This is a genomic window from Pseudomonas sp. Sample_24 (genome assembly GCF_004307605.1).
Lineage (GTDB): Bacteria > Pseudomonadota > Gammaproteobacteria > Pseudomonadales > Pseudomonadaceae > Aquipseudomonas.
Map to the genome: position 1 here is coordinate 1 of NZ_RCNW01000089.1, position 16,966 is coordinate 16,966.

14 protein-coding genes and 2 tRNA genes are annotated in these 16,966 nt (G+C 59.1%); 9 read left to right on the forward strand and 7 right to left on the reverse strand.

Annotated elements, in window-relative coordinates; all coding sequences use genetic code 11:
* Positions 1-109: 109 nt before the first annotated feature.
* Both D8V06_RS04065 and gltX read right to left on the reverse strand, forming a co-directional pair.
* Positions 110-185, reverse strand: a tRNA-Ala gene (locus tag D8V06_RS04065).
* 201 nt (positions 186-386) lie between these two features.
* Entirely contained in the window at positions 387-1,868 is a 1,482-nt protein-coding gene (gene gltX, locus D8V06_RS04070; protein ID WP_130930493.1) for a glutamate--tRNA ligase, read from the reverse strand.
* 220 nt (positions 1,869-2,088) lie between these two features.
* On the opposite strand from gltX, the gene D8V06_RS04075 reads away from it, so the two are divergent.
* On the forward strand, positions 2,089-3,177 hold the full coding sequence (locus D8V06_RS04075; protein ID WP_130930494.1) for an HlyD family secretion protein: 1,089 nt from the start codon (positions 2,089-2,091) through the stop codon (positions 3,175-3,177).
* Between the two features lie 49 nt (positions 3,178-3,226).
* Positions 3,227-4,717, forward strand: a complete 1,491-nt coding sequence (locus D8V06_RS04080) for an MDR family MFS transporter (protein WP_177336562.1) — start codon at positions 3,227-3,229, stop codon at positions 4,715-4,717.
* 125 nt (positions 4,718-4,842) lie between these two features.
* Here D8V06_RS04080 and uvrB read toward each other — a convergent pair whose 3' ends face one another.
* Positions 4,843-6,858: an excinuclease ABC subunit UvrB gene (uvrB, locus tag D8V06_RS04085; RefSeq protein ID WP_056853724.1), complete on the reverse strand. Its 2,016-nt coding sequence runs from the start codon at positions 6,856-6,858 to the stop codon at positions 4,843-4,845.
* 336 nt (positions 6,859-7,194) lie between these two features.
* On the opposite strand from uvrB, the gene D8V06_RS04090 reads away from it, so the two are divergent.
* Both D8V06_RS04090 and D8V06_RS04095 read left to right on the forward strand, forming a co-directional pair.
* A complete protein-coding gene (locus D8V06_RS04090; RefSeq protein WP_056853725.1) occupies positions 7,195-8,391 on the forward strand; it encodes an amino acid aminotransferase in 1,197 nt (398 codons plus the stop codon).
* A 253-nt stretch (positions 8,392-8,644) separates the two neighbouring features.
* Positions 8,645-8,857: a hypothetical protein gene (locus D8V06_RS04095; protein ID WP_056857095.1), complete on the forward strand. Its 213-nt coding sequence runs from the start codon at positions 8,645-8,647 to the stop codon at positions 8,855-8,857.
* Here D8V06_RS04095 and D8V06_RS04100 read toward each other — a convergent pair.
* Positions 8,854-9,084 carry a hypothetical protein gene (locus D8V06_RS04100; protein WP_056857094.1) on the reverse strand — a complete coding sequence of 77 codons (231 nt, stop codon included), beginning with the start codon at positions 9,082-9,084 and terminating at the stop codon, positions 8,854-8,856. The genes D8V06_RS04095 and D8V06_RS04100 overlap by 4 nt on opposite strands.
* Positions 9,085-9,314: 230 nt before the next feature.
* Here D8V06_RS04100 and D8V06_RS04105 point away from each other — a divergent pair.
* Positions 9,315-9,390 (forward strand) — tRNA-Asn (locus D8V06_RS04105).
* Between the two features lie 80 nt (positions 9,391-9,470).
* Here D8V06_RS04105 and D8V06_RS04110 read toward each other — a convergent pair.
* From D8V06_RS04110 to D8V06_RS04120, 3 genes are all read right to left on the reverse strand, one after another.
* Positions 9,471-10,466: an AraC family transcriptional regulator gene (locus D8V06_RS04110; RefSeq protein ID WP_130903756.1), complete on the reverse strand. Its 996-nt coding sequence runs from the start codon at positions 10,464-10,466 to the stop codon at positions 9,471-9,473.
* Position 10,467: 1 nt separating this feature from the next.
* Complete coding sequence (locus D8V06_RS04115) at positions 10,468-11,481, reverse strand: AraC family transcriptional regulator (protein ID WP_177336616.1); 1,014 nt, start codon at positions 11,479-11,481, stop codon at positions 10,468-10,470.
* Positions 11,482-11,740: 259 nt separating this feature from the next.
* Positions 11,741-12,991: an OprD family porin gene (locus tag D8V06_RS04120; protein ID WP_130930495.1), complete on the reverse strand. Its 1,251-nt coding sequence runs from the start codon at positions 12,989-12,991 to the stop codon at positions 11,741-11,743.
* Positions 12,992-13,351: 360 nt separating this feature from the next.
* On the opposite strand from D8V06_RS04120, the gene antA reads away from it, so the two are divergent.
* From antA to D8V06_RS04140, 4 genes are all read left to right on the forward strand, one after another.
* Positions 13,352-14,755, forward strand: a complete 1,404-nt coding sequence (antA, locus tag D8V06_RS04125) for an anthranilate 1,2-dioxygenase large subunit (protein WP_056857105.1) — start codon at positions 13,352-13,354, stop codon at positions 14,753-14,755.
* Positions 14,756-14,757: 2 nt separating this feature from the next.
* Complete coding sequence (antB, locus tag D8V06_RS04130) at positions 14,758-15,249, forward strand: anthranilate 1,2-dioxygenase small subunit (protein ID WP_056857091.1); 492 nt, start codon at positions 14,758-14,760, stop codon at positions 15,247-15,249.
* A 19-nt stretch (positions 15,250-15,268) separates the two neighbouring features.
* On the forward strand, positions 15,269-16,291 hold the full coding sequence (antC, locus tag D8V06_RS04135) for an anthranilate 1,2-dioxygenase electron transfer component AntC (RefSeq protein ID WP_130903754.1): 1,023 nt from the start codon (positions 15,269-15,271) through the stop codon (positions 16,289-16,291).
* 104 nt (positions 16,292-16,395) lie between these two features.
* Positions 16,396-16,966: ABC transporter substrate-binding protein (locus tag D8V06_RS04140; RefSeq protein WP_153189248.1), on the forward strand; the 571-nt coding region annotated here is incomplete at its 3' end.

A 16,966-nucleotide genomic window follows, 5' to 3' on the forward strand; every position in this document is an offset into this window, starting at 1 on the left:
CGGTGTCCTAGGCCACTAGACGAAGGGGACGCAAACCCTTCTATACAACTGATCAACGCTGAGTGTTGATCGCTTCAAGGCCGGTGTGGCCAGGCCTTGAAGTGTAAATTGGTGGAGCTAGACGGGATCGAACCGTCGACCTCTTGCATGCCATGCAAGCGCTCTCCCAGCTGAGCTATAGCCCCTCATCGTTGATGTCATCGCTGAGGACGGGGCGAATCTTAAGGGCGTATCGGAAGCCTGTCAAACTTATTTTTCAAAAAATTTAAAATTTTTTGCCGACATAACAACCACTTACCGCCCTCCCCCCGAAAATCCGGGGGAAGCGCCGAAGATCGGGATCAAAAGATCGCGGCCTTCGGCAGCCCCTGCAGAGTCAAACGCAATCAGGCAATAGCGCCCAAGAGCTTTTCCCACTCCTTGTTTTCTTTCTTCGACACGCCACCGAGCAGGTCAATGGCCTGGCGCAGACGGAAACGGGTCAGGTCAGGTCCGAGGATTTCCATCGCATCGAGCACCGATACCGAACTGGCCTGACCGGTAATCGCAGCGAACATCAGCGGCATGGCGTCACGCAGCTTCAGCTCCAGGGACTCGACCACGGCCTGAATGGTCGCGGTGATGTTGTCCTTCTCCCACTGACGCAGGCTTTCGAGCTTCCAGAGGATCAACTGCATCAACTGCCGAACCTGATCACCCGACAGCTTTTTCGATTCAAACAGTTTGGCATCCGGGCTGACACCACCGGCAAAGAAGAACCCCGCCAGCGGTGCGACCTGACTGAAGGTTTCAACCCGGCCCTGCACGTGCGGGGCAATCTTCATCATGTATTCGGAGTTGAATGCCCACTTCTGCACGCGCGCGGCGAACTCTTCCACCGGCAGGTCACGCAGCCATTGGCCGTTTAGCCACGACAATTTTTCGATGTCGAAAATCGGCCCGCCCAGGGAAACGCGCTTCAGATCGAAATTGTCGACCATCTCCTGCAACGAGAACTTTTCACGCTCGTCAGGCATCGACCAGCCCATGCGTCCCAGATAGTTGAGCATTGCCTCAGGCATGAAGCCCATGCGCTCGTAGAAAGTCACCGAAGTCGGGTTCTTGCGCTTGGACAGCTTGCTCTTGTCCGGGTTACGCAGCAGCGGCATGTAGCACAGCTCCGGTTGTTCCCAGCCGAAGTATTCGTAAAGCAGGATCAGCTTCGGAGCCGACGGCAGCCACTCTTCGCCGCGCAGTACGTGGGTGATGCCCATCAGGTGATCGTCGACCACGTTGGCCAGGAAGTACGTCGGCAAGCCGTCGGTCTTCATCAGCACTTGCATATCCATGCGATCCCACGGGATCTCGACGTCGCCACGCAGCATGTCCGGCACCACGCAGACGCCTTCGCTCGGCACCTTCATGCGGATCACATGCGGCTCGCCGGCAGCGAGCCGGCGCGCCACTTCTTCTTTGGACAGCAACAGTGCACGGCCGTCGTAACGCGGGGTTTCGCCACGCGCCATCTGCTCGGCGCGCATCTGGTCCAGCTCTTCGGCGGTGCAGAAGCACGGGAAGGCATGGCCCATGTCGACCAGTTGCTGGCAATACTTCTGATAAATATCACCGCGCTCGCTTTGCCGGTATGGACCGTGCGGGCCGCCGACGTCCGGGCCTTCGCTCCAGTCGATCCCCAGCCAGCGCAGGGCGTCGAAAATCTGCTGTTCGGACTCGCGGGTCGAGCGCAACTGGTCGGTGTCTTCGATCCGCAGGATGAACTCACCGCCATGCTGCTTGGCAAAGCAGTAATTGAACAATGCGATGTAAGCGGTACCTACATGGGGGTCCCCGGTAGGCGATGGCGCGATGCGCGTGCGGACGGTGGTCATGGCAAGTCTCGAAAAGAAGATCAAACAAAGGGCGAATGGTAACAGGCGACACCCGTCCCGCTCCAGCGAACAGGGCATTTAAGCCAAGGTTGCGACTACAACGCCGGTACGGTGCGGTGAATGGCCGATTATCAGCCACCGCCATTTACCGTTTATCGGCTGTATGCCAGATTCACCTGCTGATAACTTTTCTTACATATTCTCGACTACAGTTTGCCCCATGCCTGCCCAACTCAAGCGTCGCCTTTCCATTTTCCTGCTGATCGTCCTGCTGATTGCCGGGGGTTTCTTTGCCCAGTGGTTCTTCAAGGGTCGGTTCTATGAAAGCACTGACAACGCCTATGTGCAGGGCGAAATCACCCGTGTGTCGAGCCAATTGGGCGCGCGCATCGATCAAGTGCTGGTGCAGGACAACCAGCACGTCGAGAAAGGCCAACTGCTGATCAGCCTCGAAGGCGATGACTTCCGCCTCGCTGTCGACCGCGCCAACGCGACCCTCGCCACCCGGCAAGCCGAACGCCTGCAAGCCCAGAGCAAGCTGACCCAGCAAGCCAGCCTGATCGCCGCCAGCGATGCGCAAGTCGCCTCCAGCCAAGCCAGCCTCGGCCGCTCGCAGATTGACCTGAACCGCGCCGAAACCTTGCGCAAACCGGGTTATGTCTCGGAAGAGCGCGTGACTACCCTCTCCGCCGACAACCACATTGCCCGCTCGCAACTGGCCAAGGCCCAAGCGGACGCCCAGGGTCAGCGCCAGCAGATCAACGCACTGAACGCCGAAATCAAACGCCTCGACGCACAGATCGCCAACGCCAGGACCGACCTGGCCCAGGCCGAACTGAACCTGACCCGCAGCGACATTCACGCGCCCATCAGCGGCTTGATCGGCCAGCGCGCCGCGCGCAATGGTCAATATGTGCAGGCCGGCGCCTACCTGCTGTCGATCGTGCCGGATGAAGACATCTGGATTCAGGCCAATTTCAAAGAAACCCAGATTGGCCACATGCAGCCCGGGCAGAAAGCCGAACTGATCTTCGATGCCTACGGTGACACGCCGATCGAAGCGCGGGTCGACAGCCTGTTCGCGGCCTCGGGCGCACAGTTCAGCCTGTTGCCACCGGACAATGCCACGGGCAACTTCACCAAAGTCGTACAGCGGATCCCGGTCAAGCTGACGTTCGCCGTCGACAATCCGCTGCGCGGCAAGATTCGCCCGGGCATGTCGGTCACCGCCAAGGTGAACATCAAGGACACCCCGGAACACGTCAGCGCCAGCTTGAGCAGCAAAGACGCCGCTGACGATGGCCGGTGATCAACTGATCCGCCCGGTCGGGGAACCGACGCGGCGGGACTGGATTGCGGTGATGAGCGTGATGCTCGGCGCGTTCATGGCGGTGCTGGACATCCAGATCACCAACTCGTCGCTCAAGGACATTCAGGGTGCACTGTCGGCCACCCTGGAAGAAGGCTCGTGGATTTCCACCTCGTACCTGGTGGCGGAAATCATCATGATCCCGCTCACCGCCTGGCTCGTGCAGTTGCTTTCGGCGCGGCGTCTGGCGGTGTGGGTGTCCCTCGGTTTCCTGGTCGCTTCCCTGCTGTGCTCCATGGCGTGGAGCCTGGAAAGCATGATTGTCTTCCGCGCCCTGCAGGGGTTCACCGGTGGCGCGCTGATTCCGCTGGCCTTCACTCTCACACTGATCAAACTCCCGGAGCATCACCGCGCCAAAGGCATGGCCATGTTCGCCATGACCGCCACCTTCGCGCCCTCCATCGGCCCGACGCTTGGCGGTTGGCTGACAGAGAATTGGGGTTGGGAATACATCTTCTACATCAACATTCCGCCCGGACTGATCATGATTGCCGGCTTGATGTACGGCCTGGAAAAGAAAGAAGCGCATTGGGAACTGCTGAAAAGCACCGACTACGCCGGCATTGTCACACTGGGTGTGGGACTGGGCTGTCTGCAGGTGTTTCTGGAAGAAGGCCATCGCAAGGACTGGCTTGAGTCGGATCTGATCGTGACGCTGGGCAGCATCGCCCTGATCAGTCTGATCACCTTTGTGATCGTGCAGTTTTCCAAACCCAATCCGCTGATCAACCTCGGTATCCTCGGCAATCGCAATTTCGGCTTATCGAGCATTTCCAGTATCGGGATGGGGGTTGGCCTGTATGGCTCGATCTACCTGTTGCCGCTGTACCTGGCGCAGATCCAGAACTACAACGCGCTGCAGATCGGTGAAGTGATCATGTGGATGGGTGTGCCGCAACTGTTTCTGATTCCGCTGGTGCCCAAGCTGATGAAATACGTCTCGCCGAAATGGCTGTGCACGCTGGGTTTCGGTTTGTTCGGACTGGCGAGCTTCTCTTCAGGCGTATTGAATCCGGATTTCGCCGGGCCGCAGTTCAATCAGATCCAGATCATCCGCGCCCTGGGCCAGCCATTGATCATGGTCACCATTTCGCTGATCGCCACTGCCTACATTCTTCCGCAGGACGCCGGGTCCGCGTCGAGCCTGTTCAACATCCTGCGCAATCTCGGCGGGGCCATTGGCATCGCCCTCCTCGCCACGCTGCTGGATGCCCGGACCAAGACCTATTTTGATTACTTGCGCGAGGCGATAGTGCCGACCAACCCGCAAGTGGCGGAGCGGTTGGCGTCACTGACAGACCGGTTTGGAAGCGAGGCTGCGGCGCTGGGCAAGCTCAGTGAGATCGCCCATCAGCAGGCGTCGATCATGGCGTACAACGATGCGTTTCACTTTGTCGGGATTGCGCTGGGAATCAGCATGCTGGCGGTGTTGCTGACCCGGAAATTACCCGAGGGGTTGAAAGCTGGCGAGGCGCATTGAGATCGAGGCGCGGCCTTCGCGGGCAAGCCTCGCTCCTACAGTTCTTGCGGCGCCCACAGGACGACACAAACCTGTAGGAGTGAGGCTTGCCCGCGAAGGGGCCAGTACAGACACCACAAAGAAACTCAAACGGTAATCAAGCGCTCCCGCAACTTGCCAATTTCATCGCGCATCTGCGCCGCGGCTTCGAATTCGAGATCACGCGCCAATGCATACATTTTCTCTTCCAGAGCCTTGATGCGCTTGGCGATCTCCCCTGGTGTACGCAATTCCGCCTCGTATCTGGCGTTTTCTTCGGCCGCCTTGGCCATGCCCTTGCGCTTTTTGCTGCGCGAACCTGGCACGGTGGCGCCTTCCATGATGTCGGCGACATCCTTGAACACGCCTTTGGGCGTGATGCCATGCGCCAGGTTGAAGGCGATCTGCTTGTCGCGACGACGTTCGGTTTCCCCGATCGCCCGCTCCATGGACCCGGTAATCCGGTCGGCATACAAAATCGCCCGACCGTTGAGGTTACGCGCTGCCCGACCGATGGTCTGGATCAGCGAGCGCTCGGAACGCAGGAATCCTTCCTTGTCGGCGTCGAGAATCGCCACCAGCGACACCTCAGGCATGTCCAGGCCTTCGCGCAGCAGGTTGATCCCCACCAGCACGTCAAAAGTGCCCAGGCGCAGATCACGGATGATTTCGACCCGCTCTACGGTGTCGATGTCCGAGTGCAGGTAGCGCACGCGCACGCCGTGATCGGCCAGATAGTCGGTCAAATCTTCGGCCATGCGCTTGGTCAGCGTGGTGACCAGCACGCGCTCTTCCAGGGCAACGCGCTTGGTGATTTCCGAGAGCAAGTCATCGACCTGAGTCAGTGCCGGGCGGATTTCGATTTGCGGGTCCACCAGCCCGGTCGGCCGCACCACCATGTCGATGACGCGCCCGGCGTGCTCGGCTTCATAATTGCCCGGGGTCGCCGAGACGAAGATCGTTTGCGGGCTAATGGCCTCCCATTCATCGAAACGCATCGGCCGGTTATCCAGCGCCGATGGCAGGCGAAAACCGTATTCCACCAGTGTTTCTTTACGCGAGCGGTCACCCTTATACATCGCGCCAACTTGCGGCACGCTGACGTGGGATTCGTCGATCACCAGCAAGGCGTCGGCCGGCAAGTAATCGTAGAGGGTCGGCGGCGGCGCACCGGCTTCACGGCCGGACAGATAGCGCGAGTAGTTTTCGATGCCATTGCAGTAGCCCAGTTCGAGGATCATCTCCAGGTCGAATCGGGTGCGTTGCTCCAGGCGCTGGGCTTCCACCAGTTTGTTGTTGGAACGCAGGTATTCCAGGCGCTCCTTCAACTCGACCTTGATGCCTTCGACCGCGCCCATCAGGGTTTCCCTTGGCGTCACGTAGTGGCTTTTCGGATAGAAGGTGAAGCGCGGCAGTTTGCGGATCACTTCGCCGGTCAGCGGATCGAACGCCGACAGGCTTTCGACCTCGTCGTCGAACAGCTCGATGCGGATCGCTTCGAAATCCGATTCGGCCGGGTGGATATCGATCACGTCGCCACGCACGCGGAAGGTCGCACGGGCGAAATCCATGTCATTGCGGGTGTATTGCAAGTCAGCGAGGCGTCGCAGCAATTCGCGCTGGTCTAGCCGGTCGCCGCGATCCACGTGCAACACCATTTTCAGATAGGTTTCCGGGCTACCCAGACCGTAGATGCACGACACCGTGGTGACGATGATCGCGTCCTTGCGCTCCAGCAACGCCTTGGTCGCGGACAGACGCATCTGTTCGATGTGGTCGTTGATCGAGGCGTCTTTCTCGATGAAGGTGTCCGACGATGGTACGTAAGCCTCGGGCTGGTAGTAGTCGTAATAGGAAACGAAGTACTCCACGGCATTGTTCGGGAAGAACGCCTTGAACTCGCCGTACAACTGCGCCGCCAGGGTCTTGTTCGGCGCCAGCACCAGCGTCGGACGCTGCACCTGCGCGATTACGTTGGCGATACTGAAGGTCTTGCCCGAACCAGTCACACCGAGCAATGTCTGGTGCGCCAACCCGGCTTCGATGCCCTCGACCATCAGGCGAATGGCTTCAGGCTGATCGCCGGCAGGTTCGAAACGGGTGACTAGCTGGAATTCAGACATGTAAAACCTCTGGGATCACGCTTGCCGGCAAAACCGGCACGAACGAGAAAGACCGCAAACGACCGATGTCGCCCGAGGAAAAAACTGGATTGCGCTCAATGTGGAGCCGATTGCCGTCGCTTTCAAGGCAAACGTCCTACATCGCGTAATGCTTTGGACGACACCAATCGACTAACGGTCGACAAATAATCGGAAAAACTTAACGTAAAAGCCGTTTCGTCTGTCGCCATCAATCGCAGATGGCCTCTATACTAGCTCCCCGTTTGTGCACCGCTCTAGTGCATTCGGCTGGAGCGCGACACGTCCCTCCACTCTCCATTCAGAGCCGCCGCAAAAATGAGCCTGTTCTCCGCTGTCGAAATGGCACCACGCGATCCAATCCTGGGCCTCAACGAAGCATTCAACGCCGATACCCGTACCAACAAGGTCAACCTGGGAGTCGGTGTTTATTGCAACGAGGAGGGGAAAATTCCACTCCTGCGCGCCGTTGTCGAAGCCGAAACCATTCGCGTCGCTCAACACGCTTCCCGGGGCTACTTGCCCATCGACGGCATCGCGGCCTACGACCAGGCTGTGCAAAAACTGCTGTTCGGCAATGATTCGCCGCTGATCGCTGCCGGTCGCGTCATCACCACTCAGGCTGTGGGTGGTACCGGTGCACTGAAAATCGGTGCCGACTTCCTCAAGCAACTGCTGCCGAACGCCGTCGTGGCAATCAGCGACCCGAGCTGGGAAAACCACCGCGCGCTGTTCGAAACCGCCGGTTTCCCGGTGCAGAACTACCGTTACTACGACGCCGCGACCCACGACGTGAACCGTGTGGGCCTGCTGGAAGACCTGAACGCCCTGCCAAACGGCTCGATCGTTGTGCTGCACGCCTGCTGCCACAACCCGACCGGTGTGGACCTGAGCCCGGCGGACTGGAAAAACGTCCTGGAAGTGGTCAAGGCCAAAGGCCACGTGCCTTTCCTCGATATGGCCTACCAAGGTTTTGGCGATGGTATCGACGAAGACGCCGCAGCCGTGCGCCTGTTTGCCGAATCGGGCCTGACCTTCTTCGTCTCCAGCTCGTTCTCCAAATCGTTCTCACTGTACGGCGAGCGCGTGGGTGCCCTGTCGATCGTCAGCGAATCGAAAGAAGAAAGCGCGCGCGTGCTGTCGCAAGTCAAGCGCGTGATCCGTACCAACTACTCCAACCCGCCGACCCATGGTGCGAGCATCGTTGCAGCCGTGTTGAACAGCCCGGAACTGCGCGCCCAGTGGGAAGCCGAACTGGCCGAAATGCGCCTGCGCATTCGCGGCATGCGCACCCAGATGGTCGAGACCCTGGCGAAAAACGCACCACAGCGTGATTTCAGCTTCGTCGGTCGTCAGCGCGGCATGTTCTCCTACTCCGGCCTGAGCGTTGAGCAGGTTCACCGTCTGCGCAACGAGTTCGGCATCTACGCCCTGGACACCGGTCGTATCTGCGTAGCTGCGTTGAACCAGAGCAACATCAAGGCTGTAACGGATGCGATTGTTCAGGTGATCTGAATCGCGCCGTGACACGAAAACGGGAAGCCTTTGGGCTTCCCGTTTTTTTTGTTTGTGGCAGATAAATCTCAATGCGGTGGCTGCGACCTCTAAACTCCACCCAAGTAAATTGTAGGAGCGAGCCTGCTCGCGATAGGTATCAACGATAACGCTGGCAACCTGACACCCAGCGGGGTCCTCAGGTTCATCGCGAGCAGGCTCGCTCCTACAGGTTTTTTTGTGTTTGTACCTGAGATGTCTTATGAGAGCCGATATGAAAAACGACAACCTGCGTGCTGACCGCGATGACCTGGATGACCTGGATCGCTTCATCCCTCGCGCCCCGGCCAAACAACGCGGCAACAACCTGGTGATGCAAGTCGCTGCCGGCGTATTTCTCGGCGGTCTGGCCTTGTGGCTGGTGCAACTGGGCGCCACGGCGCTGTATGCCAAACTGATGCTTGGCACGATCACTTTCGGCGGCTAGGCCAACTCGGTCGCGCGCTGGCTGGCGGCGTCGTCATAGGCGACGTAAAGCGCTTCGGCAACCTGGCTCTTGATCGCCTTGGTGCTTTCCAGGCCCAGGACGAACCCTTCAGCCTTGCCACCGGCGCGATTCAACTCATCAGAGGTGCTGGCCTGGGTAATTGCGTCGAAGAGTTTTTCAGCGTGCGGACCAACCCCTTTGGGCAGACTGATCTGGGTGATGCTCATGCAGGCACCTCGTGGTTTCGAGGCGTTGTGGAGGTCAAACGAGACATGGCGCGTACCTTTTCGGCGAATGGCCGGCAGCGCGTGTAACCACTTCCGGGCAGCCATGGTAGACCCCGCCAGTGATTCTGGTAACCGCCAATCACCGATAAACCACCGTCCGTCCCCATGAATCGCGGAAGTTAATATCGGGCGCTTGACTTCTCTTTTTGAATCAGTAACATAGGCGCCATTCCGCGATAGCTCAGTTGGTAGAGCAAGTGACTGTTAATCACTGGGTCCCTGGTTCGAGTCCAGGTCGTGGAGCCAGACAAGGTTCGGAGATCAAAATCTCCAGCCATCAAAAAAACCCGCCTTATGGCGGGTTTTTTTGTGCTCTCGTTTCCTGCTCATGCCTGAGACTTCATCGTCTGCTTTGGCAGCTCGCCAAACCGCTGCCGATAGTAATTGGCAAACCGCCCCACATGGCCAAAGCCGAATTCCAGCGCCACCTCAGTCACGCTGGAATAGGGCCTCGCCAGCAAGTACTCCCGCGCGGCTTCCAGGCGTAATCCGCGCAAGCGGTCCATAGGGCTTTGACCGTATTCGCGCTGGCACAAGGTATTTAAGCTGCGAATGCTTACCCCGACGGCAACCGCCAATTCTGCCAGCGTAATGCCCTGGGCAAGGTGCTCGCGCATACACGCTTCGATTTTCTGCAGTTGGCGTGTGGGCTGGCGCGGCAACGAGGATTCTTGTTGTGTAATGCCACAATGGCTGAGCAGAAACAGCGGCAGGCTCTGCTCCAGATGCTGCAACCAGCGCGAAGGCGTAGCGCTCGCTTCGCCATCGGGTAGATGCTCCAGCAATTCGCTGACCAGTCGAAACCAGCGCATCGCCAGGGGCCGTTGCAGGCGGCTGACCGGCGCCAGCGTGAAGTCCGATGGCAAATCGTCGGCCAGCGCGTTCTGGCTGGCGTCGAGCAATGCCCGTGGCAATTTGAGGATCAGTTGCTCACAGCCCTCCTCCCACACCACACGCGCGTGTTCACGCGGGGACAGAATCGCCACTTCTCCGGGGCTGACGCCATAGCCCATGCCGTCGGACTCAAGGGTGGCACTGCCGCGCAGTGGCATCTGTACCAGCACGAAATCTTCGAAAGGCCGCGGGCGGATCTCCACCTGGCCACCGTAGCGCAACGCATACAGTTCGCAGCTGGCGACCTGGCCGCGATAGAACGCCGTGTCGACACCGCCCCGTGGCCAATCCAGCTCATGCTCCACCAGCGCTTGCCCCATCAAACGCTGGGTTTCCTGCGCCGAACGGCTGGTGAAAACCGGCTCGCGGCACATCAGCGACAAGTTCAGGCCCACGCTGTTGGCGGTGGCGGCGTGTAAAGTCGTCATTTCAAAGCGACCGGTTGCGACGGGCTTCGCTGCGTTGCAAGGTGGCGCTGGGCGTTTCGTTGAACAGCTTGCGGTATTCGCTGGCGAACCGACCCAGATGCGAGAACCCCCAACACATTGCGATCACCGAGATGTTGCGCACCGAGGCGTCTTCGAGGATTTCCTGGCGCACCGCGCCGAGGCGATACTTTTTCAGGTAAGCCATGGGCGAGACGCCGAAGTGTTTGCGAAAGCCTTCGAACAGTTTGAAGCGGGACACGCCTGCTGCCGCCTCGATGTCCTCCAGGTGCATGTCTTCGCGGGCGTTGCTTTCGATGAAATCCTTGGCGCGTATCAAGTAGTACGGCAACTTGGCGCCCAATTGGTCACGCAGTTCAGCACTGTAGTTGTTGGGCTGCGAAAGGATCAGGCCCTTGATCAGAGCGCTTTCGATATCGCGGGTGAAGAACACCTGATTGAACAGATCCTGGCCGCGCTCAAGTTCATCGATGTAGTAACGGGCCAGCCGCCACCAGGAGGCAGAGGCGCCGTTGACCGCGTCCATCACCGGCTCGAACTTCAGCGGCATTTCCAACGGGCGCTGCAGCATGCCTTCCAGGGTCTGTCGCATGGCCATGCGGGTAATCACCACGGAGATCTTGTGGCAGTCACCGGCCATGGTCAGTGACTGGGTTTCGTGGGGGGTGACGATCAGGCCCTGGTCCTGATTGGAGTACAACCGGCGACCGTCCTTGAGCAACTCTTGCTCGCCACGAATCGGCAGGCTGAGGCTGTAGCAATTGAGGTGTTCGGCATCTTCGACGCCGATGGTCACGTCGGTGCCGTATTCCATCCGGCCCAAGGTCGTGGACATGGATTTGAACACATTGGCCTTGTGGTGAAATTGAATCCGGTTCGGCTGGCTGGTCTGCAACTCATGTGGCCCGCAAATGCCGGCCATCCATGCGCGGGCACCGGCCAGGTCGTAGCGATCTATGCGGATATCTCGAAACTGGGCAACATTTGGTTCAGTCATTTCAGTACACCCACGGCAATGGACATCGACACGCTCTTCGGCGCGTATTCTCATTGGATTTGCAAGGGCTGTGCCCAGCCGGCGCGAACAAGCGATATCCGCATTTTTTGGCTAGTAATCGGAAACAATCTGGATATTGAACGCGTTGCGCGTCGTTGATGCACACGGCAACAGTGCCGATAAAGGTCGACGCCAAGGGTAATGCGCTACCCAAGGCGTCACTTCAGCGCACAACCGCGTTCGATTTGAGGGCAGGACGTTACCAAAATTTCCAGGTGTAAGTAGTGATCAGACGGTTCTCCACCCAGTCATTGCCGTGGCTGAATTTGGCGACAACATTGCCGGCTTCCACACCCACGCCCTTGAGCGGACCGCTTTGCACCACATAAGACAGCACCAGGTTACGCTCCTGCTCCGCTGCCTGGCTGAGGTTGTCGCCACGGTCCACCGAAGTACCCTTGAAGTAACGGGTCATGAAGTTCAGGCCCGGTACGCCGAGGGCGGCGAAATCGAAGTCATAACGCAGCTGCCAGGATTTTTCGTTGGGCTTGATGAACCCTACCCGCGACCAGTTCACCAGAAACGGCTGGGGTACATAACCACCCAAAGTCGGAAAGTTGCTGTCGCCGAGCATCCGCTGGTAGCCCACGCCGAATCGATGGCCGCCCTTTTTGAGCGAGGTCATGGCACCGTAGGAGCTGTTATCAATGTTTCCGTACAGGGCCTCGCCATCTTCGTTGTTATTGAAGTAACGCAGGTCGGTCTTCAGCCCATAACCGTCACCCAGATCCGCCAGGTGAGTGATACCCAGATAGTGCTGTTGATAGATGTCTTCCAGTTGCGCGTAGAAGTAGGTGCCGGTCACTGAGGGCGTCAAGGCATAACTGGCGCCGGCGAGGTTCAGACCGTCGCTGCCGTGGCGCACGCCGGAGCCGGTCTGCAGGTACAGTTTTTCGTAATTGGAGGAGTTACGCGCGCCGATTTCCGTCAGGCGTCCGGCGGTCAATGTCAGACGATCGACTTCCTTGGACTCGAGCAAGGCGCCGCGATAGGTCGTGACCAACTGGCGCGAGTCGTCAATGATCACCACTGGCAGAAACGGCCGCAACTCACCGACTTTCAGTTCGGTTTTTGAATAGCGCATTTTCAGCGTCACACCGCCACGGCCATATTCATCGGCCTGCTCCTGACGACTCTGGCTGTACGGGATGATGGTGTCATCGCCACGCCCGCCACCGCCGTCCAGTCGAAAGGCATACTGCGCCTCTGCATCGAGGCCGAACTGCAGCGGGCCATCGGTATAGCCGGAGGCAAAACGCAGGTCGAAACCCTGGGTCCAACTGCCCACTCGCGAATGGGGCGGGTTGTTCTCCTTGTAATCCCGATCAAGGTAAAAGTTGCGGGTACCCAACGTCAGCTTGCTGTCACTGACTACATCTGCCTGTGCCAACAATGGCGTCAACAAGCCAACTGCTTGAACCCCCCGAACTAACCACGCTTTATGCAACATATTATTTCTTCCCCCTGCCGCTTATATAGCAACACATGAATAGAAGGCACTTCGGGTACAGAACCCAGGGCCATGAGCAATGGCAGTTTTAGTGACCTGAAGCGAGACACTCTGGTGGTGCTTCGATTGAAATTAAGCCGTAACAAGTTCATCAGCGGCTATCCCGTTACTGAACGACAAATAGCCGTTTGCTCAGCCAGCGATCGCGATGAAAGCCCGTGTTTACGGGGATATATCGTCAACAGCTGCGTATCAGGGCTTATTTTCCGGATGGGTTTCCACTAATAAGCGGATAGACCCTGCCGGTCACCCCGTCATTAAATGAAGGCACGAATTAGCCCATTGGCCGAGGACGGGGAAATGACAACTGCACGAAGTGTCGAACAGTGGAAAAGTTATATCGAAAGTTGCCTGGACTTCCGCCCGCAAGACGGTGTTTATCGCATTGCCCGCGATATGTTTACCGATCCGGAATTGTTCGATCTGGAAATGGAACTGATTTTCGAGAAGAACTGGATCTATGCCTGTCACGAAAGCGAGATCGCCAATAACCATGACTTCATGACGATGCGGGCCGGTCGCCAGCCACTGATCATTACCCGTGACGGTGAAGGTCGCCTCAACGCCCTGATCAACGCCTGCCAGCACCGCGGCACCACCCTCACCCGCGTCGGCAAGGGCAACCAGTCAACCTTCACCTGCCCCTTCCATGCCTGGTGCTACAAAAGCGACGGGCGCCTGGTGAAGGTCAAGGCGCCGGGCGAGTATCCCGAAGGTTTCGACAAGGCCACCCGCGGCCTGAAAAAAGCCCGTATCGAAAGCTACAACGGCTTTGTGTTCGTCAGCCTCAACGTAGAGGGCACCGATACCCTGGAAGACTTCCTCGGTGACGCCAAGGTGTTCTTCGACATGATGGTGGCGCAGTCGCCGACCGGTCAGCTCGAAGTCCTGCCGGGCAAGTCGGCCTACACCTACGACGGTAACTGGAAACTGCAGAACGAGAACGGCCTGGACGGCTATCACGTCAGCACCGTTCACTACAACTACGTAGCCACCGTTCAGCACCGCCAACAGGTCAATGCCGAGAAAGGCCTGACCGCCAGCGACACCTTGGACTACAGCAAGTTGGGCGCAGGCGACAAGGAAACCGATGACGGCTGGTTCGCCTTCCACAATGGCCACAGCGTGCTGTTCAGCGACATGCCCAACCCGGCCGTGCGCCCGGGTTACGCCAGCATCATGCCGCGCCTGATCCAGGAACACGGCCAAGGCAAGGCCGAGTGGATGATGCACCGCCTGCGCAACCTCAACGTCTACCCGAGCATGTTCTTCCTCGACCAGATCAGCTCGCAGCTGCGGATCATCCGCCCGCTGGCCTGGAACAAGACAGAAATCAACAGCTTCTGCCTGGGCGTCGTCGGCGAGTCGGATGCGGATCGGGAAAACCGCATTCGTCAGTTCGAAGACTTCTTCAACGTGTCCGGCATGGGCACCCCCGACGACCTGGTGGAGTTCCGTGAAGCCCAGCGTGGTTTCCAGGCGCGCCTGGAGCGCTGGAGCGATATTTCCCGCGGCCAGGGCAAGTGGGTCGAAGGCCCGACTCGCAACAGCGAGACCATTGGCATCGCACCGGCACTGACCGGCACCGAATTCACCCATGAAGGCCTGTACGTCAATCAGCACGCCAACTGGCAGCGCTTTTTGCTTGAGGGCCTGGCGCGCAAGGCTGCCGAACAACAACCGTTGAAACTGCGTGAGGTGTGAAGATGAATTCGCAACTGCAATACCGCGTCGAGCAATTTCTTTACCGTAAAGCCGAAGCCTGCGATGCCCAGGACTGGGACACCTACCTGGCCATGTTCAGCGACGACAGCGAATTCCATCTGCCGCAATGGGATTCGGAACACGTCTACACCACCGACCCGAAAAAAGGCATGTCGCTGATCTATTACCCCAACCGGGGCGGCCTGGAAGACCGGGTGTTCCGTATTCGCACCGGCAAAGCGGCGTCGACCATCCCGATGCCGCGCACCCTGCACCTGATCAGCAATGTGCGCATCGCGTCGCTGCAGGACGATGAGCTGGAAGTGCGCGTCAACTGGAACACCCTCTACTACCGCATGCAGACCGCCGAACAGTTCTTCGGCCACGCCACGTATCGTCTGCGCCCCGACGGCGAGAGCTGGAAAATCGCCCGCAAACATGTGGTTCTGCTCAACGACACGATCAACTCCGTGCTCGATTTCTACCATCTCTGAACCCTGCGGATTAACGCTCATGACGTACAAGGTCGCCTTCAGTTTCGCCGACGGCAAAACACTCTTCTGCAACGTGCAGAACAATGAAATCCTGCTCGACGCGGCACTGCGCAGTGGAATCAAGATTCCGTTGGACTGCCGCGAAGGGGTTTGCGCGACCTGCCAGGGCCGCTGTGAATCCGGGCAGTACACCCAGGACTATGTGGACGAAGAGGCCTTGTCCGCCAGCGACCTGGTAGAGCGCAAAATGCTGACCTGCCAGACGCGCGTGCAGTCGGACGCGGCTTTCTATTTCGATTTCGATTCCAGCCTCTGCGGCAGCAACGGCCCGAGCAGCCTGCATGGCACTGTGAGCGAGGTGCGGCAAGTCTCCCCGACCACCGCCATCGTGCATGTGGAAGTCGGCGCAGCGGGCGCGGCGCTGGACTATCTGCCGGGACAGTACGCTCGCCTGAAAGTACCGGGTACCGAACATCGGCGCTCGTATTCCTTTGCCTGCGCGCCGGGCAGCAGCAACTTGCAGTTCCTCATCCGACTGCTGCCCAGCGGCGTGATGACCGACTACGTGCGCGATCGCTGCCAGGTCGGCGACGTGATTCACATGGAGGCGCCGCTGGGTGCCTTCTACTTGCGCCATGTCGACCGGCCGCTGGTGATGGTAGCCGGCGGCACCGGGTTGTCGGCATTCCTCGGCATGCTCGATCAGATCGCCGCGCAGCAAGGCTGCGGCCACCCGGTGCACCTGTACTACGGCGTGCGCGAGGCCGCGGACCTGTGCGAGGTTTCGCGCATCGAAGCCTATGCCGCACGAATCCCGGGATTCCGTTTTACGCCGGTGGTCAGCAACCCCGCCCCCGACTGGCCGGGCAAGACCGGTTACATCGCCGAACACCTCGAATTGGCCGAACTGCGTGACCAGCCATTTGACCTGTACCTGTGCGGCCCGCCGCCGATGGTCGAGTCGATCAAGGACTGGCGCCAGCACCACGGCCTGGACCACAGCCGTCTTTACCTGGAGAAGTTCACCGAGAGCAACAGCTGACGCAGCACCCCATAACAACAATCAATCGGCCCGACCGAACACCGAATCACTGCCCTCATCGACATCTACCGTGCGTTGGCACGACCTACTTCATAGGCCGCCTCATGAAAAACCTGGTATTGCGTGCATGTCTGGCAACCTCCCTCTGCGCAGCGACGGCTGCCCAGGCCGTGGAGCCTGTCCGAATCGGCTTCATCACCACCCTCTCCACCCCCGCCGGCTACCTGGGCGAAGACTCGCGAGACGGCTTCCAGCTGGCGATCGATCAGGAAGGCGGCAAGCTCGGCGGCGTGCCGGTGCAACTCATCGTGGAAGATGACGGCCTGCAACCGGCCAAGGCCAAGCAGATCGCCGACCGCATGAGCCTGGACGGCATTTCGCTGTTTACCGGGGTGATTTTTTCCAACGTGCTGGCGGCCGTGATCAACACCGCCACCAAGGACGCCTTCTACGTCAGCAACAACACTGCGCCCTCGACCCTGGCCGGTGAAAAATGCATGGCCAACTACTTCGTCGGCTCCTACCAGAACGACACCCCGCACGAGATGGCCGGTGTCGCCGCCAATGAGCTGGGCTACAAGAAGATGGTGATCCTGGCGCCCAACTACCAGGGCGGCCGTGACGCACTGGCCGGTTTCAAGCGCACCTTCAAGGGTGAAGTGACCGAGATCTACA